The sequence below is a fragment of the Collinsella aerofaciens genome (assembly GCF_040915545.1).
GTDB lineage: Bacteria > Actinomycetota > Coriobacteriia > Coriobacteriales > Coriobacteriaceae > Collinsella > Collinsella aerofaciens_BE.
The window spans coordinates 46,568-63,794 of sequence record NZ_JBCPDH010000005.1 but is presented as its reverse complement, the minus strand read 5'-3'; the positions used below and the strand labels follow the sequence as shown (position 1 = coordinate 63,794).

The 17,227-nt window shown below is 60.7% G+C and carries 12 protein-coding genes and 1 tRNA gene; 6 read left to right on the top strand and 7 right to left on the bottom strand.

Annotated elements, in window-relative coordinates; all coding sequences use genetic code 11:
- Positions 1–21 precede the first annotated feature (21 nt).
- Together AB5202_RS02915 and AB5202_RS02910 are read right to left on the bottom strand one after the other, a co-directional pair.
- Positions 22–2,334: a DUF4012 domain-containing protein gene (locus AB5202_RS02915; protein ID WP_368147477.1), complete on the bottom strand. Its 2,313-nt coding sequence runs from the start codon at positions 2,332–2,334 to the stop codon at positions 22–24.
- Positions 2,335–2,483: 149 nt separating this feature from the next.
- Positions 2,484–3,506: a DMT family transporter gene (locus AB5202_RS02910; protein ID WP_195234207.1), complete on the bottom strand. Its 1,023-nt coding sequence runs from the start codon at positions 3,504–3,506 to the stop codon at positions 2,484–2,486.
- Between the two features lie 289 nt (positions 3,507–3,795).
- On the opposite strand from AB5202_RS02910, the gene AB5202_RS02905 reads away from it, so the two are divergent.
- Together AB5202_RS02905 and AB5202_RS02900 are read left to right on the top strand one after the other, a co-directional pair.
- A tRNA-Val gene (locus tag AB5202_RS02905) sits at positions 3,796–3,870 on the top strand.
- Positions 3,871–4,112: 242 nt separating this feature from the next.
- Positions 4,113–4,799 carry a DUF5710 domain-containing protein gene (locus AB5202_RS02900; RefSeq protein WP_368143540.1) on the top strand — a complete coding sequence of 229 codons (687 nt, stop codon included), beginning with the start codon at positions 4,113–4,115 and terminating at the stop codon, positions 4,797–4,799.
- A 445-nt stretch (positions 4,800–5,244) separates the two neighbouring features.
- On the opposite strand, the gene AB5202_RS02895 is transcribed toward AB5202_RS02900, so the two are convergent.
- Complete coding sequence (locus AB5202_RS02895; protein ID WP_368143539.1) at positions 5,245–6,327, bottom strand: HNH endonuclease; 1,083 nt, start codon at positions 6,325–6,327, stop codon at positions 5,245–5,247.
- 215 nt (positions 6,328–6,542) lie between these two features.
- On the opposite strand from AB5202_RS02895, the gene AB5202_RS02890 reads away from it, so the two are divergent.
- Positions 6,543–7,034, top strand: coding sequence for a hypothetical protein (locus AB5202_RS02890; protein ID WP_368143538.1), 492 nt, complete (start codon positions 6,543–6,545; stop codon positions 7,032–7,034).
- Between the two features lie 100 nt (positions 7,035–7,134).
- On the opposite strand, the gene AB5202_RS02885 is transcribed toward AB5202_RS02890, so the two are convergent.
- Entirely contained in the window at positions 7,135–8,601 is a 1,467-nt protein-coding gene (locus AB5202_RS02885) for an ATP-binding protein (RefSeq protein ID WP_368143537.1), read from the bottom strand.
- Between the two features lie 527 nt (positions 8,602–9,128).
- Here AB5202_RS02885 and AB5202_RS02880 point away from each other — a divergent pair.
- Positions 9,129–12,173 carry an insulinase family protein gene (locus AB5202_RS02880; RefSeq protein ID WP_368143536.1) on the top strand — a complete coding sequence of 1,015 codons (3,045 nt, stop codon included), beginning with the start codon at positions 9,129–9,131 and terminating at the stop codon, positions 12,171–12,173.
- Between the two features lie 317 nt (positions 12,174–12,490).
- Positions 12,491–13,087 (top strand): 5-formyltetrahydrofolate cyclo-ligase, encoded by a 597-nt coding sequence (locus tag AB5202_RS02875; RefSeq protein ID WP_368143535.1) that lies wholly within the window; start codon positions 12,491–12,493, stop codon positions 13,085–13,087.
- A gap of 23 nt (positions 13,088–13,110) precedes the next feature.
- Here AB5202_RS02875 and metA read toward each other — a convergent pair whose 3' ends face one another.
- The gene (gene metA / locus AB5202_RS02870) at positions 13,111–14,037 is read right to left on the bottom strand and encodes a homoserine O-acetyltransferase MetA (protein ID WP_117746724.1); all 927 of its coding nucleotides are present in this window, start codon (positions 14,035–14,037) and stop codon (positions 13,111–13,113) included.
- Between the two features lie 210 nt (positions 14,038–14,247).
- On the opposite strand from metA, the gene AB5202_RS02865 reads away from it, so the two are divergent.
- Complete coding sequence (locus tag AB5202_RS02865) at positions 14,248–15,225, top strand: L-lactate dehydrogenase (protein ID WP_368143534.1); 978 nt, start codon at positions 14,248–14,250, stop codon at positions 15,223–15,225.
- Positions 15,226–15,357: 132 nt separating this feature from the next.
- Here AB5202_RS02865 and AB5202_RS02860 read toward each other — a convergent pair whose 3' ends face one another.
- Together AB5202_RS02860 and AB5202_RS02855 are read right to left on the bottom strand one after the other, a co-directional pair.
- Entirely contained in the window at positions 15,358–16,326 is a 969-nt protein-coding gene (locus AB5202_RS02860; protein WP_368143902.1) for an SIS domain-containing protein, read from the bottom strand.
- Between the two features lie 144 nt (positions 16,327–16,470).
- Positions 16,471–17,226, bottom strand: a complete 756-nt coding sequence (locus AB5202_RS02855; RefSeq protein ID WP_368143903.1) for a GntR family transcriptional regulator — start codon at positions 17,224–17,226, stop codon at positions 16,471–16,473.
- Between the last annotated feature and the right edge of the window lies 1 nt (position 17,227).

Here is a 17,227-nt window from a genome sequence, read left to right as displayed (position 1 = left end):
ATCTGCGCTACCAGAAAAACCCTACGCCGACGCGCTATCGCGAGCCGCCTGGCATGTAGGAGTCTGACGCAGTGTAAGCGGCTTGTCCCCCGCCTCGGCCGACGTGGTCAGCGTATACGTGATCGTCGTCGTCTCGCCAGCATGCAGGTCAACGGTACCCGAATAGAAGGGGACTCCATGCCACGCAGCGGCGCCAAGACCAAACTGGGTGCCCTCAACCGTAAGGTCACTGATGTTGCCGCCCGTCGGGGCAAACAGTGAGACATTCAGACGCTCGTCGTCGCGCGCGGCATCGGGCGCGCTCGCCGCGACGTAGTCGGGCAGCTTGCCTGCCTCCTCCCGCGTCATGATGTTCGTCAGGGTAACGGTGATGCGATACGAGCACGTGCCGTCGCCGTTCTTGACGCCCTGGCCAATCTGCGTATCGGCGTTCAGGTACCAGTCGAGCTTGGAAAAGCTCAGGTTGTTAAAGTAAACGCCGGCAACGGGATCGGCACTCGGATCATCCGGATCGGGCAGCGAGGCGTCAATGCCCGTCTCTTTGATGGCATTCTGCTCATCATCGTTTCTCATCCAAGCAATCAGACGGCCCTCTTCGGCACCGCGCTCGAATGCACCGACAAGCTTTGTAACGTCGACGTCACCGATGCCACCGAGAATCTTGTCGAAGGCAGCGCTGGCAACGGATGCAAAGATGCCGTCCGACTCCTCGACCGGATAGTTCCAGTACACATCGTGCATGAGGACCTTTGCGGCGTTGGCGCCGTCGACAACCGTTCCGTCGGGCAGCGACACGTTACCGACCAGGCCCAGCAGATACTGCAGGAACACCGGGTCGATACCCACGACGCCGTCAACGTCCTGCCCATACTGGGACTTCCACAGCGCGGCGACACGCTGCGAGTTGCGAGGCCAATCGGGCGAATACGCGTTACCAGAGTTGTACAGGTTACTGTGGTCACCAAACAGTGCCTCGTCCTCTTCGTCGACGCTCTCAACCGCCTCGTCTTTGCTAAGCGCAATACATGGAACAAAGTCACCAATCGACATCTGGCCGTCGGTGACCGAAATCAGGCCCTGCGAACCGCCAAAGCCGCCGCAAGCACGAATCTCGACGTTGTTCATGGCGTACACAAGGTAGTTGCGCGTCTGGCCGTTGGCGCCGAGCATCTGGGGAAGGACGGGGGCGACCTTCTCCGCCGCGTCAACCGCACCGTTGAGGGTGGCAAAGCCGTCCTTGGCCTTATCGACCAGCTCGGTCACCTGGGAAATATGAGTATCGCCAATACCCTGGATCTTCTCGTTGGCGCTCTTGAACACCTTGGAGCTATCGGAAAGCGAATCGGCAACGGCCTGTAGCGCGGACACGTTAATCATGCCGTCCTGGAACAGCTTGCCGGGCGTAGCCTGCGAAAGGTTATCGGCCATGGGAACCAGCGCGTTGCTCGAGACATCGGACAGGGCATCAATCATGGTGCGGGCTGCGTTGATGTCACTGCCATACACCGGGATAAACGAAGCCGCCGTCCACAGCGGGCTCGAGGTCTCCGCCTTCATGCTGTTGCAGAGCTCATCGATCTTCTTCGCGTCGTCAGGCAGCGTCGAAAAATCGCCCGACGTGACCTTGTCCTTAAGGCCACCGACGATCTCGACAGCCTCCTTCGCTTCACTCTTTACGGTCTTTGCCGAGTTAAGCAGCATCAAGCCGCTTGCGCCAAGCGCAACGAAAAGCACCGCGACCACAGCGGCAATAATGGCGCCGGCGTGACGCTTTTTGCGCTCGCCCTTGCGATGGCGATGACGGACCAGACCGTCAGAGGTCGAACTCGACGAAGCGTCGCTACCGTAGTTCAAGCCAAAATCGTAATAATCTTCCTTGGAACCCGAGCCCGCAAACTCGGCACCGCTATCATCCAGGCGGGCGAACGTGCCAGTCTCGGAGGCGCCGGTGTAAATCGTGCCAAGGTTACCCGTAAGCCCCGCGCCACCAGCAGAGGGAGTATTGTTGGCGGCCTTGCCGGCATTAACGTTGCCGGCAGCATTCGCGGCGTTGGCAGCACCTGCGTTGTTCGCAGGCACCGAAGGAGCCCCGCTCGGCTGCGACGCGGAGGTTGCACCGCCCGCAAAGACATTCCCTCTTGCACGGCCGGTCTTTTTTGCCTTTTGAGACTGCTCGTACAGAGCGGTAAACATCGCCGTCTCGCCCGGGGACACGCGCTTACCGGAACCGCCCTGTCCAGCGCCGCCCGGCGTGCCGGCCTTACCAGCCCCGTTCGGACGCGGCGGAACTGCAGGGCGGCCGCTATCGCTGCCCTTAAAGTGATTACCAGCCATAAAGAAATCCTCGCAATTGAGTCGCAATGAAAAAGTCCATAACGTTACTAGTTTATGGCATTTTGAGCATCGACAGCTAAACTCCAGACACGGACATCAATTGGCGAAAATGCGGCACAACACCTTTTCTGTCTTGGCGGCGGCGTCAACTACACCGTAAGGAACATCATCACGATGATCATGGCAAAGCCGATAAGGTCGGTCGGCAAAAACACCGTGCCCAGCATAACGGCGCTGGTGATGGTCGCCGAAACCGGCTCCACAGTTCCGATGAGGCTCGCACGCACCGAGCCGATGTCCTTAACGCCCTGCATATAGAGCATGTAAGCAAAAAACGAGCCGATAACCACGAACACCGCGAGCGCCTCGATACCAGCGGCATCGAGCGCCGGCATATGCGCCCAGGGCTGCACGAAGACACATGAGACCACGCCCGCCGTGAGCATTGCCGAGCCCGTGACGATGGGGCTACCGTATTCGGGCAGGATCTTGGCGGGAATCACCGCCATACACGCGGCGCTGACCGCACACATAAGACCTGCTGCCAGGCCAAGCGGCGAGATATTCAGGCTGGTGGGGTCGCCGCCGGTGGCGATTAAAAAGGTTCCACCCAGAGCCAGGCCAATGCCGATGACTTCGCGAGTACGCGGCATGCGGCGATCGGTCACGCAGGCGTAGCCCATGATGATAACGAGCTGCAGGCACTGGAGCACCGTCGCGGTTCCGGCGTTCGTCAGGCGCACGGCCGAAAGATAGCAAAACTGGTTGAACAGCAGGCCAAAAGCGGTAAAGAGCAGCAGCTGCTTGCGATCAGCGGGCGTCGTCCAAAGCTTGACCAGGCGTGCGCGGTCGCGCGTGACAACCACAGCCATAAAGAGCAGGCCGGCGAGAATCTGACGCACGCTCATAAGCCACAGCGTATCGACATGGTAGGTATCGAACAAAAAACTCGCGCTGGTGCCCGAGAAGCCCCAAAACGAACCGCCCACCAGCGTAGCCAAGACGCCCGTGATCATCTTGCGCGTCGAAGCGCTGTTCAGGCGGTCGCGCCATGCGCGACGGGTGTTGCGGCTGAGCTCGTCGGTGCCCTCGGGCACATCAATGTTCGATATATCGGTCATCGGCACCGAAGCCCCTGCGCCTTCGACCTGCTCGACACACTCTTTGCTCATTCCACTCCCCCGAAACAGCCTGGAAACAATTCGGCTTACCTTACCACGGCGAAGTCACCAGCTGGAGGCTTGTCCGTTTATCGGTAGGACAATTCCGCAGGCGTCTTTCCATAGCTCGATACCGCAATGGCCTTGCATTATGCGACAGCCAAATCGCGGCAGCAGGCTCTTTTGAAATGGATACGACAAAGCCCCCGAATTCCACAATGTAAGCGATTTTTAAAAATGTTCTTGCCACCGAGTTCAGGCTCCGTTATATTATCCCTTGCGCACTTGCGCACCCTTGATCGGGCGTTTAGCTCAGGGGGAGAGCGCTTCCCTGACACGGAAGAGGTCAGAAGTTCAAATCTTCTAACGCCCACCAAATGTTCGCAGCTCAGAGGCTATGTCCTCTGGGCTGTTTTGTTTTATGTCGCCAAATCAGCTGGCAGCCCCAACCGCCCAAGCAACCACCCTGCCCATACACAAAACCGCGTCAATAGCCACCGAGGCCGAGGCCAACACGTCTCGAACCCATCCGCACCGCAACTTCTCAGCAAAACGCCGCGATGTCTGCGCCCTGCGGTATCCTTGAGCCACTTGCACCTGCAGCACCAAGGAGCCGCCATGCGCACCGAGCTCGATGTCCCCTTTTCGCACAAAGAAGAAGCCAAGGCGCTGGGCGCCAAATGGGACCGGATCAAGAAAATCTGGTATGTACCCAGCGGCGTCAACCCCGAGCCCTTTGCCGAGTGGCTGCCCGGTGTTGACCGATCCGACCCCTCAGCGCCGTATATATATCTAGTACTGGGCAAGCGCGAGTGCTGGAAGTGTCACAAAGAGACCTCGGTCGCGGCCTTCGGCATTCCCTATCGAACCGATAACGACGAGAGCATCACCATCGCGCACGCGCCCAACGAAGCCGGGCACATTGCCATCGACACGGCCAACGCCAACGCACTCGCCATCGTGCCCGCTCTTGGCTGCGTGCCGGGCGAGATCCGCGACTACCTTCATAAGCGCTGCGGCTACAAGCCCGTAGGCGCGCGAGCCTCCAAAGCCCCGTCGCTCGGCAACACGTGCACCAGTTGCGACGCGCTGCAAGGCAGCCGCTATCTGTTCGAGGAGCCCTCGTCCCCGTTTGCCCTCACTGCCATCAACAAGCTGCCGGCACTGGAGTTTGTGCGCGTCGAAGTTGCCGGCGTCTTTGGCGTCCCGACCACGCGCACCGACTTTGACCAGGCGCTCTTTACCTGGGCACGCGACCATCACGCCGAGTTCCACAAGCAACTCGGTGAGGGGATTTATTTGTAGGGACGGAGAGGCCTTCACAGTCAGCTCCTCCGCATCACCTATCCCTCGTCGCCGGCGTCGTACACGATATCGAGGCCACAAACAGGGCATTTCTCCGGATACACCGGCATATGAACGCCCGTACGTTTCCTCACTTCGTCGCTGAACCTGTCACGTGCATCGATGAACCGAATGTCGAGACACGGTATTTGCGAGCCGCAACAAGGGCAGGTGACGACAAACGACCCGCAATCAACCCCTACGCTCGGAAACATATTGTTGTCTATAAGGGCACACGGCAGTTTTTCGTACTTCCCCATCGCAATATCGCCTCGCCAGCTCATACACGCTCCCCTCTCGCTATACAAAACAGGAAGAGCATGCACCGGCAGGCGTGCGCGAGATTGCATCGCCACGCGATCCGATCAAACAACACGATCGTCAAAGAATGCCAAAGCCAAATACGCTAATACGGCAGAAGCCCCGCCTTTTCACGCTTCTTTTCCGAGCGATCGAACTCAATGCGATGGGCCTCAAGAAACACCGTATTGGGTCGCCACTGACGCTCATTCGGCTGCCTTAGCGTCGCACCCGCAAAGGAAACGTAGTCGGTCTTATCCAGCAGGTACGATCCGCACAGCCGATATTCGCCGCAAACAGGCTCAAACGAAATCAGGTGAGCATCAAATAGGGAATGAAGATCGCGCCGAAGCAGAATGCCGTTGCTGGCAACCTGCCATTTGGGTCCCGAGTAATTCTCGATATGTGCAGCCTCCAGAGCTTCGCTGACGCCGCAGTCCGACACCGCGCAACGGCCATCATAGGCGGCAACGAGCTGCTTGCGGAACCATTGCTGCCCCAATCGCTCGCGCCTTAACGCATAGCGGACCTTTTCGTCGTCGGTCGTACCCTGTCCGGCAAACTCAATATCGACGGGCATGTGCTTCAGATAACTCATGTCGGGTGCAAAACGAGGGTCCGGTCCGCCTATATGAACAGGACCGTGCAGAACAAACCATCCGTTTTCGGGCTCGAACCGCTCAACAAACGCAAGGCCGAGCACCTTGTAGCCCACCTCGGTTGCAAATATGACTCCGACTGGAACGCCACATTCCATGCAGTTGAGCATTTTACGGTTGTAATTCTGGTCTCGGAAACCAACGGTACCCGGCGCTTGAACCGAGTACTTAATGACCCACGTACCATCGTCCAAATAGAGCGGAGGCACATCGGTGTAGAAGCTCTTTTTAGAGTTATGGACCGAAAGCGCAAAGATCTTATTGGGATCTTGCTTCACCCGATCCTGGCCCGGCCAGAAGATCCCTGAATCCCGCGTTACGGGAAAGAAGTCCGAGCCAATTCTCAAACGATACTGATACTGAGGGCTATCTTCCTTGGTGTGGTGCGGAAGGCTGGTCCAAACGCCGCCGCGCTGTTCCTCACCCAGAAACCACTCCCATGCCTCAACGTATTCGGAAGGCACGAGACTGCAGGCACGGTCATAGCTTGGTCCATCCATCAACGGAACAGCAAGGTCAATGTCGTTCATCGCCAGCACCTACAACCATACGAACGCGAGTCATGCCCCTCAATAATATGGCCGAGAGTCAATTATTACGAGATCTCATTCCGCGATCGGCACATCGTTGATGCTCTCGGTTTGCCGTTGGCGCGCTTGTACCCCGCTACCCCACTCCCCTGTATACTGATGTAGCACGTGTTTCATCCGGGCTTGTTGGGCCGGATTGTTCATGGGAGGGTCTTATGATTGCTTCGAATCCGCCTAAGGGGAGCGTTTCTTCTTCGTCCATCAAGCCGGTTACGCGCAAGGCCGTGCGCTGCCAGCGCGAGGTCGCCTGGCTTGTCACGCAGGCGGCGGGCAGGCTTGTGGCGACCACTCAGGACGTCAATGCGCCTACGCCGAGCTTTGTGTTAGCGGCGGCGCTGGATTTTGTGCGCCAATTGGAGCTTGCCGCGCAGGATGCCAACGGCCACCTCGACTACCAGAACGTTATGGCGCCCGACCTGCAAACGTTCTGTCACATGGCCAAGTTGCCTGCCGCGCCCAATGCGCTTTCGGACGCAGGCTACATGTTTACGCTCTCGGGCGCGGACCTTATCCGCGACATCTATGCATACTGCAGCGAGCTCGCCGAGCGCCACGTCTTTGACGCGGCAGAAGTCAAACCGGGAAATGTCATCAAGCTGGTTCTTAGGTTGTTCTTGATAGACGGGTTCGGGGCCATGCCGGCGTAAGCCGAGTCTTTAGCATCACCGTCGACTGGGCAACAACCGCTTTACCTTAATGGACGCCAATCGAGGGTCGATTATTGGGTCGTCTCGTCCACTAACGCATCTATCCCACGCACTCCGACAGTCGATACTTGCGATTGCGGCTCGTCGCCGGCGCCGTGGGCTCAAGCTCGCCTTGAGCAATGAGCGCGTTGACGCGCGACCTAACCTGGGAAATTGTAAGCCCCGTGCGTTCTGCCAGCTCACGCGTCCCCAGCTCGCCGTAGTGTTTGAGTGCCGTCACAATTAAGCCCCCGCCATGATCGACCGGTTCGATCTTTGAACGGTAAAGTACGACCTTGAACCGATCGAGCCCCGGGCAGAACAGGGGCTCGGCCAGACCATGCGCGCGCATGGCATCGATCATCATCGGGATGCCCGAGCCATTGCCCTCAGCCGGCGAACCTGCGCCATCCGGCAGCGGGACAATCCACATGAGTTTCACGAGCGTCGCGTTACGGCATCGGGAGCTGCCGTCAAACAAGTTCTCGCGAGTCTTTCCCCCGTAAAGGCCGCCAGGATTCGTCACCTCGACACGATTGTCAAAGACGTCGACGGCAATCGATTGTCCACAGAACCGATCCCCGTATTCTCGATGGATTACGGCGTTGGCGATTGCCTCGCGCAGAACCTCCTCGGGAATCTCCAGCGAGTCGACACGCGAGACACCTTGGACGGTCGAGGTTCGCCGCAAATTCTTGGCGACGGCCGCGACAGCATCAGAGATCATCTCGCCCAACGTTCCCTCACAGATTGTGCGGTCCATGAATCTCAGCGACCCCGCCATGCCCTTCTGAGTTCCCGCATGGACAGCCACGTCAATGAAGAGCTTGGGATAGAACTGCTGAGGGTAGGTGCCCACAACTAGGAGTCCAGCCTTGGTGACATTGCCCTGGGAATCAAGGATATTTAGGCGCTCCAGCTTCGTTTGTTTGTCCGGCGCGCCGCGCATTGCCCGGGGCGTCAACGAGAAAGCCCGATCTATCGTACGGTCGACCAGCGTCTCGTCGAGATCGTCCGCGCCCGCACCCGCCACCGCGTCGCGATCGCTCGGAGTCGCTCGACCGTATGACGCCAATGCGAGCACCTCGGTCGATGAAAGCGGCACATCTTTGTCATCGATGCGCTTGTAGCTGCCGCCCTGGGCGCCCCGCTCTATGACATAACAAGGCTTGCTCGACGGGTCGAGCTCCTCAATCGTGATGACCAGAACCACGGTGCCCTGGAGCTCCACGCGCTCAATGGTGTATTTGGGCGGATTGGCCAGCTTTCCGCGACCGCCGGCATCGCCCATGCCCGCCACGAATTGGTTGAGCACTTTCTCGGTCTCGAAGTTCTCAACCGGGACAAAACCTGCGCGCTCACTCACTCCGAGCACGATGATTCCGCCGGCAGTGTTCGCGAATGCGCTCACCGTTTCCCACACGTCGCGGGAAAGCGTCGTGGCGCTCTCCTTGACCTCGACGTTAAGATCGTCCGAGCCCATGCGCCTTAAAGACTCGAGCAGACCGGTCAGTTCGTTTTCGTTCATCTGCACGTCCTTTCGCTTGGTTCTGCGAAGAATGCCGCGAATGGATTTCCCTCGTCTCTTAGTCATCTCTCGTAATTATCTCTCATCTATCTCTCTATCTCTCGGCTTAGAGATAAGAGATAGATAGAGATGGAATGTCTACCATTTGCTTCATTTATACATATTTTTGCTGGTAGAACAATCGGTATTGAGACAATACCATGATTGCCCGTCTCTTTGCTGCTCAGTTATCTCTCATATTTTTCTCTCATCTTTCTATTATCTCTCATATGAGAGATGAGTGAGAGATGAGAAATGCATGAGTGATGGACGGTCAAGAATCGAGAGTGGATTTCCGGACGGTTTTTGGCGTTTTGGGGCTGTTTCCGTCCGAAAATCCTCTCTCGTTCAATTTGCGTCCGAATATCCACTCTCGTGTGTCCGAAAATCCACGCTCATCCGGCAGATTGGTCGAGGGCTCCATATGGGTATACTCTCGAGGATTCGACTCGATTCGCCCCCCGCTGGGGCGTCAAAGGAGACTGCATATGCCCACTACCTCAACCGACCCGCGCGCCGCAGCCGCTGCACTGCTGGTGCCCGGCACTACCTGCCACGGCTTTGCCGTCGAGCGCCGCGAGACCGTGCCCGAGCTCGACTCGGACGCTTACGTGCTGCGACACACTGCCTCGGGCGCTCGTCTGCTGTACCTGGCGTGCGACGACGAAAACAAGGCCTTTGCCATTGGCTTTAAGACGCCGCCGGCCGATTCCACCGGCGTGTTCCATATTCTTGAGCACTCGGTGCTGTGCGGATCGGCCAAGTTTCCCGTCAAGGAGCCGTTTGTCGACCTGATCAAGAGCTCCATGCAGACGTTCCTCAACGCCATGACCTACCCCGACAAGACCATCTACCCCGTTGCCACCACCAACGAGCAGGATCTGTATAACCTGATGGACGTGTACCTGGACGCGGTGTTCAACCCGGCCATCTATACCAAGCCCACCATTTTTGAGCAGGAGGGCTGGCACTACGAGCTGGATCTGCCAGAGAGCGCCGAGGGCGAGGGCGACAGCAGCTCCGCGAGCCTGCGCGAGGGCGCGCTGCGCTATAACGGCGTGGTGTTCAACGAGATGAAGGGCGCGCTGTCCGACCCCATGAGCGTGCTGGACGACGCCGTCAACACCGCGCTCTACCCCGACACCGCCTATGCGCACGAAAGCGGCGGCGACCCGCGCGCGATTCCCACACTCACCTACGAGCAGTTCCTGGACACGCACGCGCGCCACTACAATCCTTCCAACTCTTACATCACGCTCTACGGCGACCTGGACGTGGACCGCGCACTGGCCTTTTTGGACGAGCGCTATCTGTCGCAGCCGAGCGCCGCGAGCCGCCGCATGGACGCTGCCGTCGCCGCCGGCGAGGACCCGTCCACGCTGGCGCCCAATCCGCTGGGCGTGCAGGCGCCCGTGACCTGCGAGTACAAGCGCATCGAGATGGCCACCACGCCCGAGAACGCCCTGGTGGGCCTGGGCCTGGTGCTGGGCAGTGCGCTCGACCGCAAGCGCACGATCGCGGCGGACATCCTGTTTGAGGCACTGCTGGGCTCCAACGAGGCACCGGTCAAGAAGGCCATTCTGGCCGCCGGCCTGGGCGGCAACGTGGTGAGCTACACCGCGGCCGAGAGCCTGCAGCCCTACGAGCTCATCATGCTGCAGAACGCGCAGCCCGGCGTGGCGCGCGAGCTGCGTCGCGTGTTCCAGGACGCCTGCCTCGACCTGTGCGAGCACGGCGTTCCGCGCGAGCGTCTGGAAGCCATCATCAGCAGCAACGAGTACGATCTGCGCCAGCGCGACTATGGCATCGCCGACGGCGTGGCCATTGCGTGCGACGCGCTGAGCACCTGGCTCTACGATGACGACGCCGCGACGCTGGCGCTCAAGTACGGCCCGGTGTACGAGGAGCTGCGTGGCGAGCTGGACGGCAGCTACTTTGAGGACCTGCTGCGCGAGCTGGTGCTGCAAAACGACCACATGGCGCTGGTCGAGTTGGTACCGGTGGATGCCGCCGAGGGTTCGGAGGGTGCCGAGGCCGCCGAACTGGCAGCCAAGCGCGATGCCATGACCGATGCCGAGCTGGCCGACGTGGTCGAGCGCACGGCCGCGCTGCGCGCCGCGCAGGAGGCGGAAGACACACCCGAGGCCAAGGCCACGCTGCCGCGCCTGCGCGTGTCCGACATTGGCGAGGCGCGCCCCGAGCCGCCGCTGGTCGTGGACACGACTGCGCCTATCCCCTGTCTGCGCCACGGCATCCCCACCAACCGCCTGGCCTACGCCATGCAGTATTTCGATCTGAGCTGCGTTGCGTTTGAGGACCTGCCCTATGTGACGCTGCTCTGCCGCCTGCTCAAACAGCTGCCCACGAGCGAGCACTCGGCCGAGGAGCTCGACAACTTGCTCGCCGGCAAGCTGGGCTTTTTGAGCTTTACGACCGAGGTCATGACCCAGCCCGACGTGGACGGCGTGCGCCCCTACCTGCTGGTGAGCGCCGGCGCCCTGTCCGAGAAGATTGATGCGCTGGCAAGCCTGCCGCGCGAGGTGTGGTCGAGCACGCTTTTGCTCGATGCCGACGCCGACCGCGTGCGCGACGTTCTCACGCAGATTCGCATTGGGCTTGAGCAGGGCTTTATCAACAACGGTCACTCGGCGGCGCTCGGTCGCGCGATGAGCTACAGCTCGCCTTCGGCCGTGGTGCGCGAGCAGCTTTCGGGCGTGGACTTCTATCTGTTCCTGCGCGATCTGCTCGACCACTTTGACGAGCGCGTGGACGGGCTGCGTACCAAGCTTGCCGAGCTGGCGGAGCGCATCTTTGTGGCCGATGGCTGCATGGCGAGCTTTACCGGCAGCAACGAGGACTTTGACGCATACTGGGATGCCGCGGGCGACCTGGGGCTGGGTGCGGGCGATGGTGCCGATGCCGGCCGCGACGCTCTCGTGGTGCCGACGCCGCGCGACCGCCACGAGGCTTTCGTCATCCCCAGCGATATCTGCTTTGCGGCAAGCGCGTCCGACCCGCGTCGCCTGGGCATCGACGTGACGGGCGCCTGGGCGGTTGCCGCCAACGCGCTCTCCTACGACTACCTGTGGAACGAGATTCGCGTGAAGGGCGGTGCGTACGGCTGCGGATTCCGCGCAGCCGGCGAGCGCCAGACGGCGTTCTACACCTACCGCGACCCAGCAATCGACCCCTCGATTGAGCGTGTGGCGCGCGCAGGCGAATGGCTCGGCAGCTTTGAGCCCGACGAGGCTGCCTTTGAGGGCTTTATCGTAAGCTGCGTGAGCGGCATGGACGCGCCGGTGAAGCCGTACGCGCTCACCAAGCGCCGCAACACGACCTACCTGGCCGGGCTCGATCCGCACGCACGCGAGGAGCGCCGCGCCCAGATGCTCGCCGCCACGCCCGGTGAGCTTCGCTCGCTCGGTGCCGACGTGACGCGCATTGCGGCCGAATCGCCAACCTGTGTTTTTGGCGGCCGAGACGTCATCGCCAAGAGCAACGCCGGCTTTAACGTAGTCGACCTGATGGGCTAACGCACGGCAAAGGTAGATTTTTGGGACATGTCTGAAAATCTACCTTTTTTCTGCGGTTTGAGCGGGGTGGCGCAGCCCACCGCGGCGGTTTGTCTCAATCTGCAACATCTAGACGGCAATATCGGCTCCAGATGTTACAGATCGAGACGTTTCCAGACGACGCCGACCTTTTGTCTCAATCTGTAACAACTAGGTCCAATTTTGCCGAGTTACTGTTACAGATCGAGACATACCGCCGCAGACGCCCATCACAGCACAGATAAAACCCGCCAAAATAAACCTGTCCCTTTTTGGCAAGTTTGCTAGAGGAGGTTGGGATGGACAAGGCTGAGTTGCGGCGGGCGGTGATTGCTCGGCGTGATGCTCTTGATTTGGACTTGCGGGCAGCGAAGTCTGCCGTTATCTGCGCGCGGCTTGTTGAGCTGTTGGATCGCTTGGATGCCGCGGCGCCGCACACCGTTGCCATCTATGCCGCGATGGGCTCCGAAGTCGACCCAGCCGCGTTTGCCGCTGCGGCCGCCAAACGCGGCTGGCGCGTGGCCTATCCGTGCATGCTCTCGGCAATTGATGCCGCAGCTTGTGGCCAGCGCATGTGCATGCGAGCAGTTGCCGCCGACGATGCGTCCGCGGCTCCGTTTATCGCCCACCCCGCGAGGGCCTTCGCGGCCACGGACATCGACAGCGACCGCTTCCCTATCGTGCCTGCCGAGGCTCTCGACATGATTATCGTGCCGCTCGTAGCCTTCGACCGCACCGGCGCGCGCCTGGGCTACGGCGGCGGCTGCTATGACCGCTACCTGCCCATGCTCTCACCCGTATGTCAAATCATCGGCATCGCCTTTGACGAGCAGCGTGTCGACCACGTTCCCGCCGACGCCCACGACCTGCCGCTACCCCACATCATCAGCGCCTAACGGCTGGCGCACCTCCCGACGGCCTAGTGTTCCTCGCCGGCGCGGGCCAGGTCGTAGGGCGTGGTCTGGTAGACGTAGTAGTTGAGCCAGTTGGTGTAGAACAGCTGAGCTTGGCTGCGCCAGACGTTGCGCGGATCGGCGGAGGGGTCGTCGCCCGGGAAGTAATGCGCCGGCACCTGAGGGTTGAGGCCGCGCTTCACGTCGCGCTCGTACTCCAGGCGCAGCGTGTCGGTATCGTACTCGGGGTGACCAAAGACAAAGAAGCGACGGCTGTCGGTCGACTTGACGATGTACAGGCCCACCTCGTCGGACACGGCCACGACCTCAAGCTGCGGCTCGGCCTCCACGTCCTCGCGGCGCACGTCGGTGTTGCGCGAATGTACGGCATAGAAGCGGTCGTCAAAGCCGCGGACCAGCGGGCTTTGCGGCTTCACCAGATAATGCTCGAACACGCCGCTCGCCTTTGCCGGCAGGTCGTACTTCTGGATGCCGTAATGATGGTACAGGCCGGCCTGCGCGCCCCAACAAATGTGCAGCGTAGAGTGCACGTGCGTGGTGGACCAATCCATGATCTGGCAGAGCTCGGGCCAGTAGTCGACCTCCTCGAACGGCATCTGCTCCACCGGCGCGCCCGTGATGATCAGGCCGTCGTAGTGGATGTCGCGGATGTCGTCGAACGTGCGGTAGAACGTCTCCAGGTGGCCGGCGCTCACGTGCGTGGCCTCGTGCGTTTTCGTGCGCAGCAGGTCCACCTCCACCTGCAGCGGCGTGTTGGAGAGCTTGCGCATGATCTGCGTCTCGGTAGCGATTTTGGTGGGCATGAGGTTGAGGATGAGCACGCGCAGCGGACGGATGTCCTGGTGCAGCGCGCGGTACTCGGTCATGACAAAGATGTTCTCGCTCTCGAGCTGCGCGGCGGCAGGGAGGGCGTCGGGGATGCGAATGGGCATGAATGCTCCTTACGAGTCAGTTGCAGTTATGGTACAACGAGCGGCCCCATCCGCGCGAGCATATCGCCCAGCGATGCCGTCAGCGGCCCAAATCACTCCAAAAGTAGAGATTAAGGCATACCCAAAAATCTATGGCGCTTTAGCCTAGCAAAGTGGCAGCAGGACGTTACAATGGTTCGACGCGAAAAACTCGGCCGAAAGGATGCATATATGTACCAGACGCGTAAGATCGGTGTGGTCGGCCAGGGCCACGTAGGAGCACATGTTGCCAACAGTCTGCTCATGCAGGGCATTGCCGATGAGCTGTACCTGTGCGATATCAACGAGGCCAAGGTGACGTCCGAGGTCCAGGACCTGCGCGACTCCCTTTCGTTTGTCCCGTACAACACCAAGATCGTCAACTGCTACGACCACTACGAGGAGCTTGCCTGCTGCGACGTCATCGTCAACGCCGCCGGCAAGGTCGCGCTGGCCGCCGGCAACCGCGACGGCGAGCTGTTCTTTACCACCGACGCCGCCCGCACCTTTGCCAAGCGCATCGTCGACGCCGGCTTTGACGGCATCTTCGTGAGCATCTCCAACCCCTGCGACGTCGTGTGCACCGAGCTGCGGCACCTGACCGGCTACGATCCCAAGAAGATCATCGGCTCGGGCTGCGGCCTGGACTCCGCCCGCCTGCGCACCGAGATCTCCAAGAAGGTCGGCGTGAGCCCCAAGTCCATCGACGCCTACATGATCGGCGAGCACGGCTTTAGCCAGCTGGCCGCCTTTAAGGCCGCGACCATCGCCGGCAAGAGCCTCAACGAGCTTCAAGCCGAAAACCCCGACAAGTACGCCTTCGACCACATGGAGATCGAGGAGCTCGCGCGCAAGGGCGGCTATGTGACCTACCAGGGCAAGCAGTGCACCGAGTACGCCGTCGCCAACTCCGCCGCGCGCGTCTGCGCTGCCGTTCTGCACAACGAGCACGCTGTGCTTTCGGCCTCTACGCTTATGACCGGCCAGTATGGCGAGGAGGGCATCTTTACCTCCCTGCCGTGCGTGATCGGCGCCGGGGGCGTCGAGGAGGTCTACACGCTCGACCTGTCCGAGTACGAGCTCGAGGGCTTCCACAAGAGCTGCCAGCACATCCGCGACAACATCGCCCAGCTCGACTGGTGGGACGCCGAGGCCTACGACGCAAAGTAGGCCGCTGGCTGCCGCAACCTTGCGAATCTAAACGCGATGCCAAGCGGGCCGCGCCGAAAATCCCCGGCGCGGCCCGCTTTTTTGACTCACGCAGTGCCCTTGCGAATCGAAGGTGAATACTTTTCCCGGTACCTAGTACTGCTCGATGCCCATGTAGCGACGAACCTCGGGGCTGTGGTCGAAGACCTTGCCGCGGGCGGCGCGCAGCTCGCAGCTCATGTTGTAGAAGAAGATCGGCTCTAGGTACGAACGCACGCTGGCGGGCACGTCGCCCACGCCGTACTCGAGCGCATCGAGCACCATGACCGTATCGGTGTGCCTGTTGAGGAATGCAAGCGCGCGCTCCTCCATGGGGCGGCACTCGCCCGCGCCAAGCTGCACAAAGTAGAACACGCCGGGCTCGGTGGCCTCGAAGGGGCCGTGGAAGTACTCGCCGGAGTGGATGTAGCAGCAGTGCTGCCACTGCATCTCCATGAGCGAACAGATGGCCATGGCGTAGGTCTGGCTAAAGTTGGGGCCGGAGCCCAGGATATAGAAGAACTTGTGCTGCTGGCAGAGCTCGGCAAAGCGGGCGCCCAGCTCGGCGTTGACCTTCTCGCGGGCGGCGGGCAGCAGCGCATCCATCTGCTTGAGGCCCTCGTACATGTCGGCGAGTGCCTCGTAGCCTTCCTGCTGGTCGAGCAGCTCGGCGGCGATCAGAGCGCCGATACCCTGAGGCACCTCGGCCTGCGGCACGCCTTCGCCCCACGGATAGACCCAGGTGATCCACTTGCCGTTGTCGATCTTGGAGCCCTCGCAGTCGGTCATGGCGACGACCTCGGCGCCGGCAGCCAACGCCATCTCGCAGCCGTCGACGACCTCCTGCGTGTTGCCGCTGTGGCTGCAGGCAATAACGAGCGACTTCGGCCCTAGGCTCTTGGGGGCCATCAGGCAAAACTCGCGTGCCGTGTAGACCGTCGAGGTAAACGTGGTGGCCTCGCGCTTGAGCAGCTCGTTGGCCGGCATCAGGTCGATCATCGAACCGCCACAAGCGATCCAAAAGACGTTCTCGATCTTGCCCTTGCGCTCGATGATTTCCTGAATCAGATCGTGTGCGTTCATCCTGATGTTCCTCCTTGTGCGGCGGCTTTGAGCGACGACGGCTCGTACCTGCTGTCGTTCTATGTTGTCCTATTTATAACACGCACGGCAACGCCCGTGAAGTCATTTCACCAAAGTTGTTCTATGTTGTTCTATCTGTGGATGTTAGATGTCAAAGACGTAGCGCGAGCCCACAATCTTTTGGCGTCCGAGCAGCAAGGGCCGCTCGTCCTCATCGGTAAAGTAAGCCTCCATATAGAAGAGCGGCTCGCCGACCGGCACCTCCAGCAGCGGGGCCGCTTGAGCATCGGCAAGCGCAATCTCCACGGTGCAGGGGTCGGACTTGAGCGGCGCGCGACCCGAATGCTCGGCAACGAGTGCAAAGATGGAATTGTCCGTGAGGTCCCTGTCGGCAAGCATCTGCAGGTAGGGATGGTCGGCGAGCACAAAGGCGTTGTTCTCAAGCATGACGGGGATGCCGTCGGCCGTACGCACGCGTTCGACCACGATAAGCTCGCAGCCGGGCTCCACGCCAAAGAACGCCGCATCCTCGTGCGTCGCCGCGACCACCGTGCGCGATACCAGACGCGCACCCGGCACCATGTCGTTGGCAGCGCAACCCTCAGTAAAGCTCTGGACGTCACCCTTCTGACGAATCTTGCGCTTGAGCTTGGGAGCGCACACAAAGGTGCCCCTCCCCTGCTGGCGGTTGAGATACCCCGCGCGCGACAGCTCCTCGATGGCGCGGCGCACGGTGATGCGTCCCACGCCGTAGGACTTCGCGAGTTCCATCTCGGCAGGGATGCGCGAACCGGCAGGGTACACACCGTGCGCGATCTCGCCCTTTAGGTCGTCCATGACCTGCTGGTACAGCGGTACGGCGGACACGTCAGCGCGGCCGGTTTTATCGTCGAATGCCATC

Coding starts and splice junctions, on each gene's coding strand:
- AB5202_RS02915 (WP_368147477.1), bottom strand. CDS start 2,334: ATGGCTGGTAATCACTTTAAGGGCAGCGATAGCGGCCGCCCTGCAGTT.
- AB5202_RS02910 (WP_195234207.1), bottom strand. CDS start 3,506: ATGAGCAAAGAGTGTGTCGAGCAGGTCGAAGGCGCAGGGGCTTCGGTG.
- AB5202_RS02900 (WP_368143540.1), top strand. CDS start 4,113: ATGCGCACCGAGCTCGATGTCCCCTTTTCGCACAAAGAAGAAGCCAAG.
- AB5202_RS02895 (WP_368143539.1), bottom strand. CDS start 6,327: ATGAACGACATTGACCTTGCTGTTCCGTTGATGGATGGACCAAGCTAT.
- AB5202_RS02890 (WP_368143538.1), top strand. CDS start 6,543: ATGATTGCTTCGAATCCGCCTAAGGGGAGCGTTTCTTCTTCGTCCATC.
- AB5202_RS02885 (WP_368143537.1), bottom strand. CDS start 8,601: ATGAACGAAAACGAACTGACCGGTCTGCTCGAGTCTTTAAGGCGCATG.
- AB5202_RS02880 (WP_368143536.1), top strand. CDS start 9,129: ATGCCCACTACCTCAACCGACCCGCGCGCCGCAGCCGCTGCACTGCTG.
- AB5202_RS02875 (WP_368143535.1), top strand. CDS start 12,491: ATGGACAAGGCTGAGTTGCGGCGGGCGGTGATTGCTCGGCGTGATGCT.
- metA (WP_117746724.1), bottom strand. CDS start 14,037: ATGCCCATTCGCATCCCCGACGCCCTCCCTGCCGCCGCGCAGCTCGAG.
- AB5202_RS02865 (WP_368143534.1), top strand. CDS start 14,248: ATGTACCAGACGCGTAAGATCGGTGTGGTCGGCCAGGGCCACGTAGGA.
- AB5202_RS02860 (WP_368143902.1), bottom strand. CDS start 16,326: ATGAACGCACACGATCTGATTCAGGAAATCATCGAGCGCAAGGGCAAG.
- AB5202_RS02855 (WP_368143903.1), bottom strand. CDS start 17,226: ATGGCATTCGACGATAAAACCGGCCGCGCTGACGTGTCCGCCGTACCG.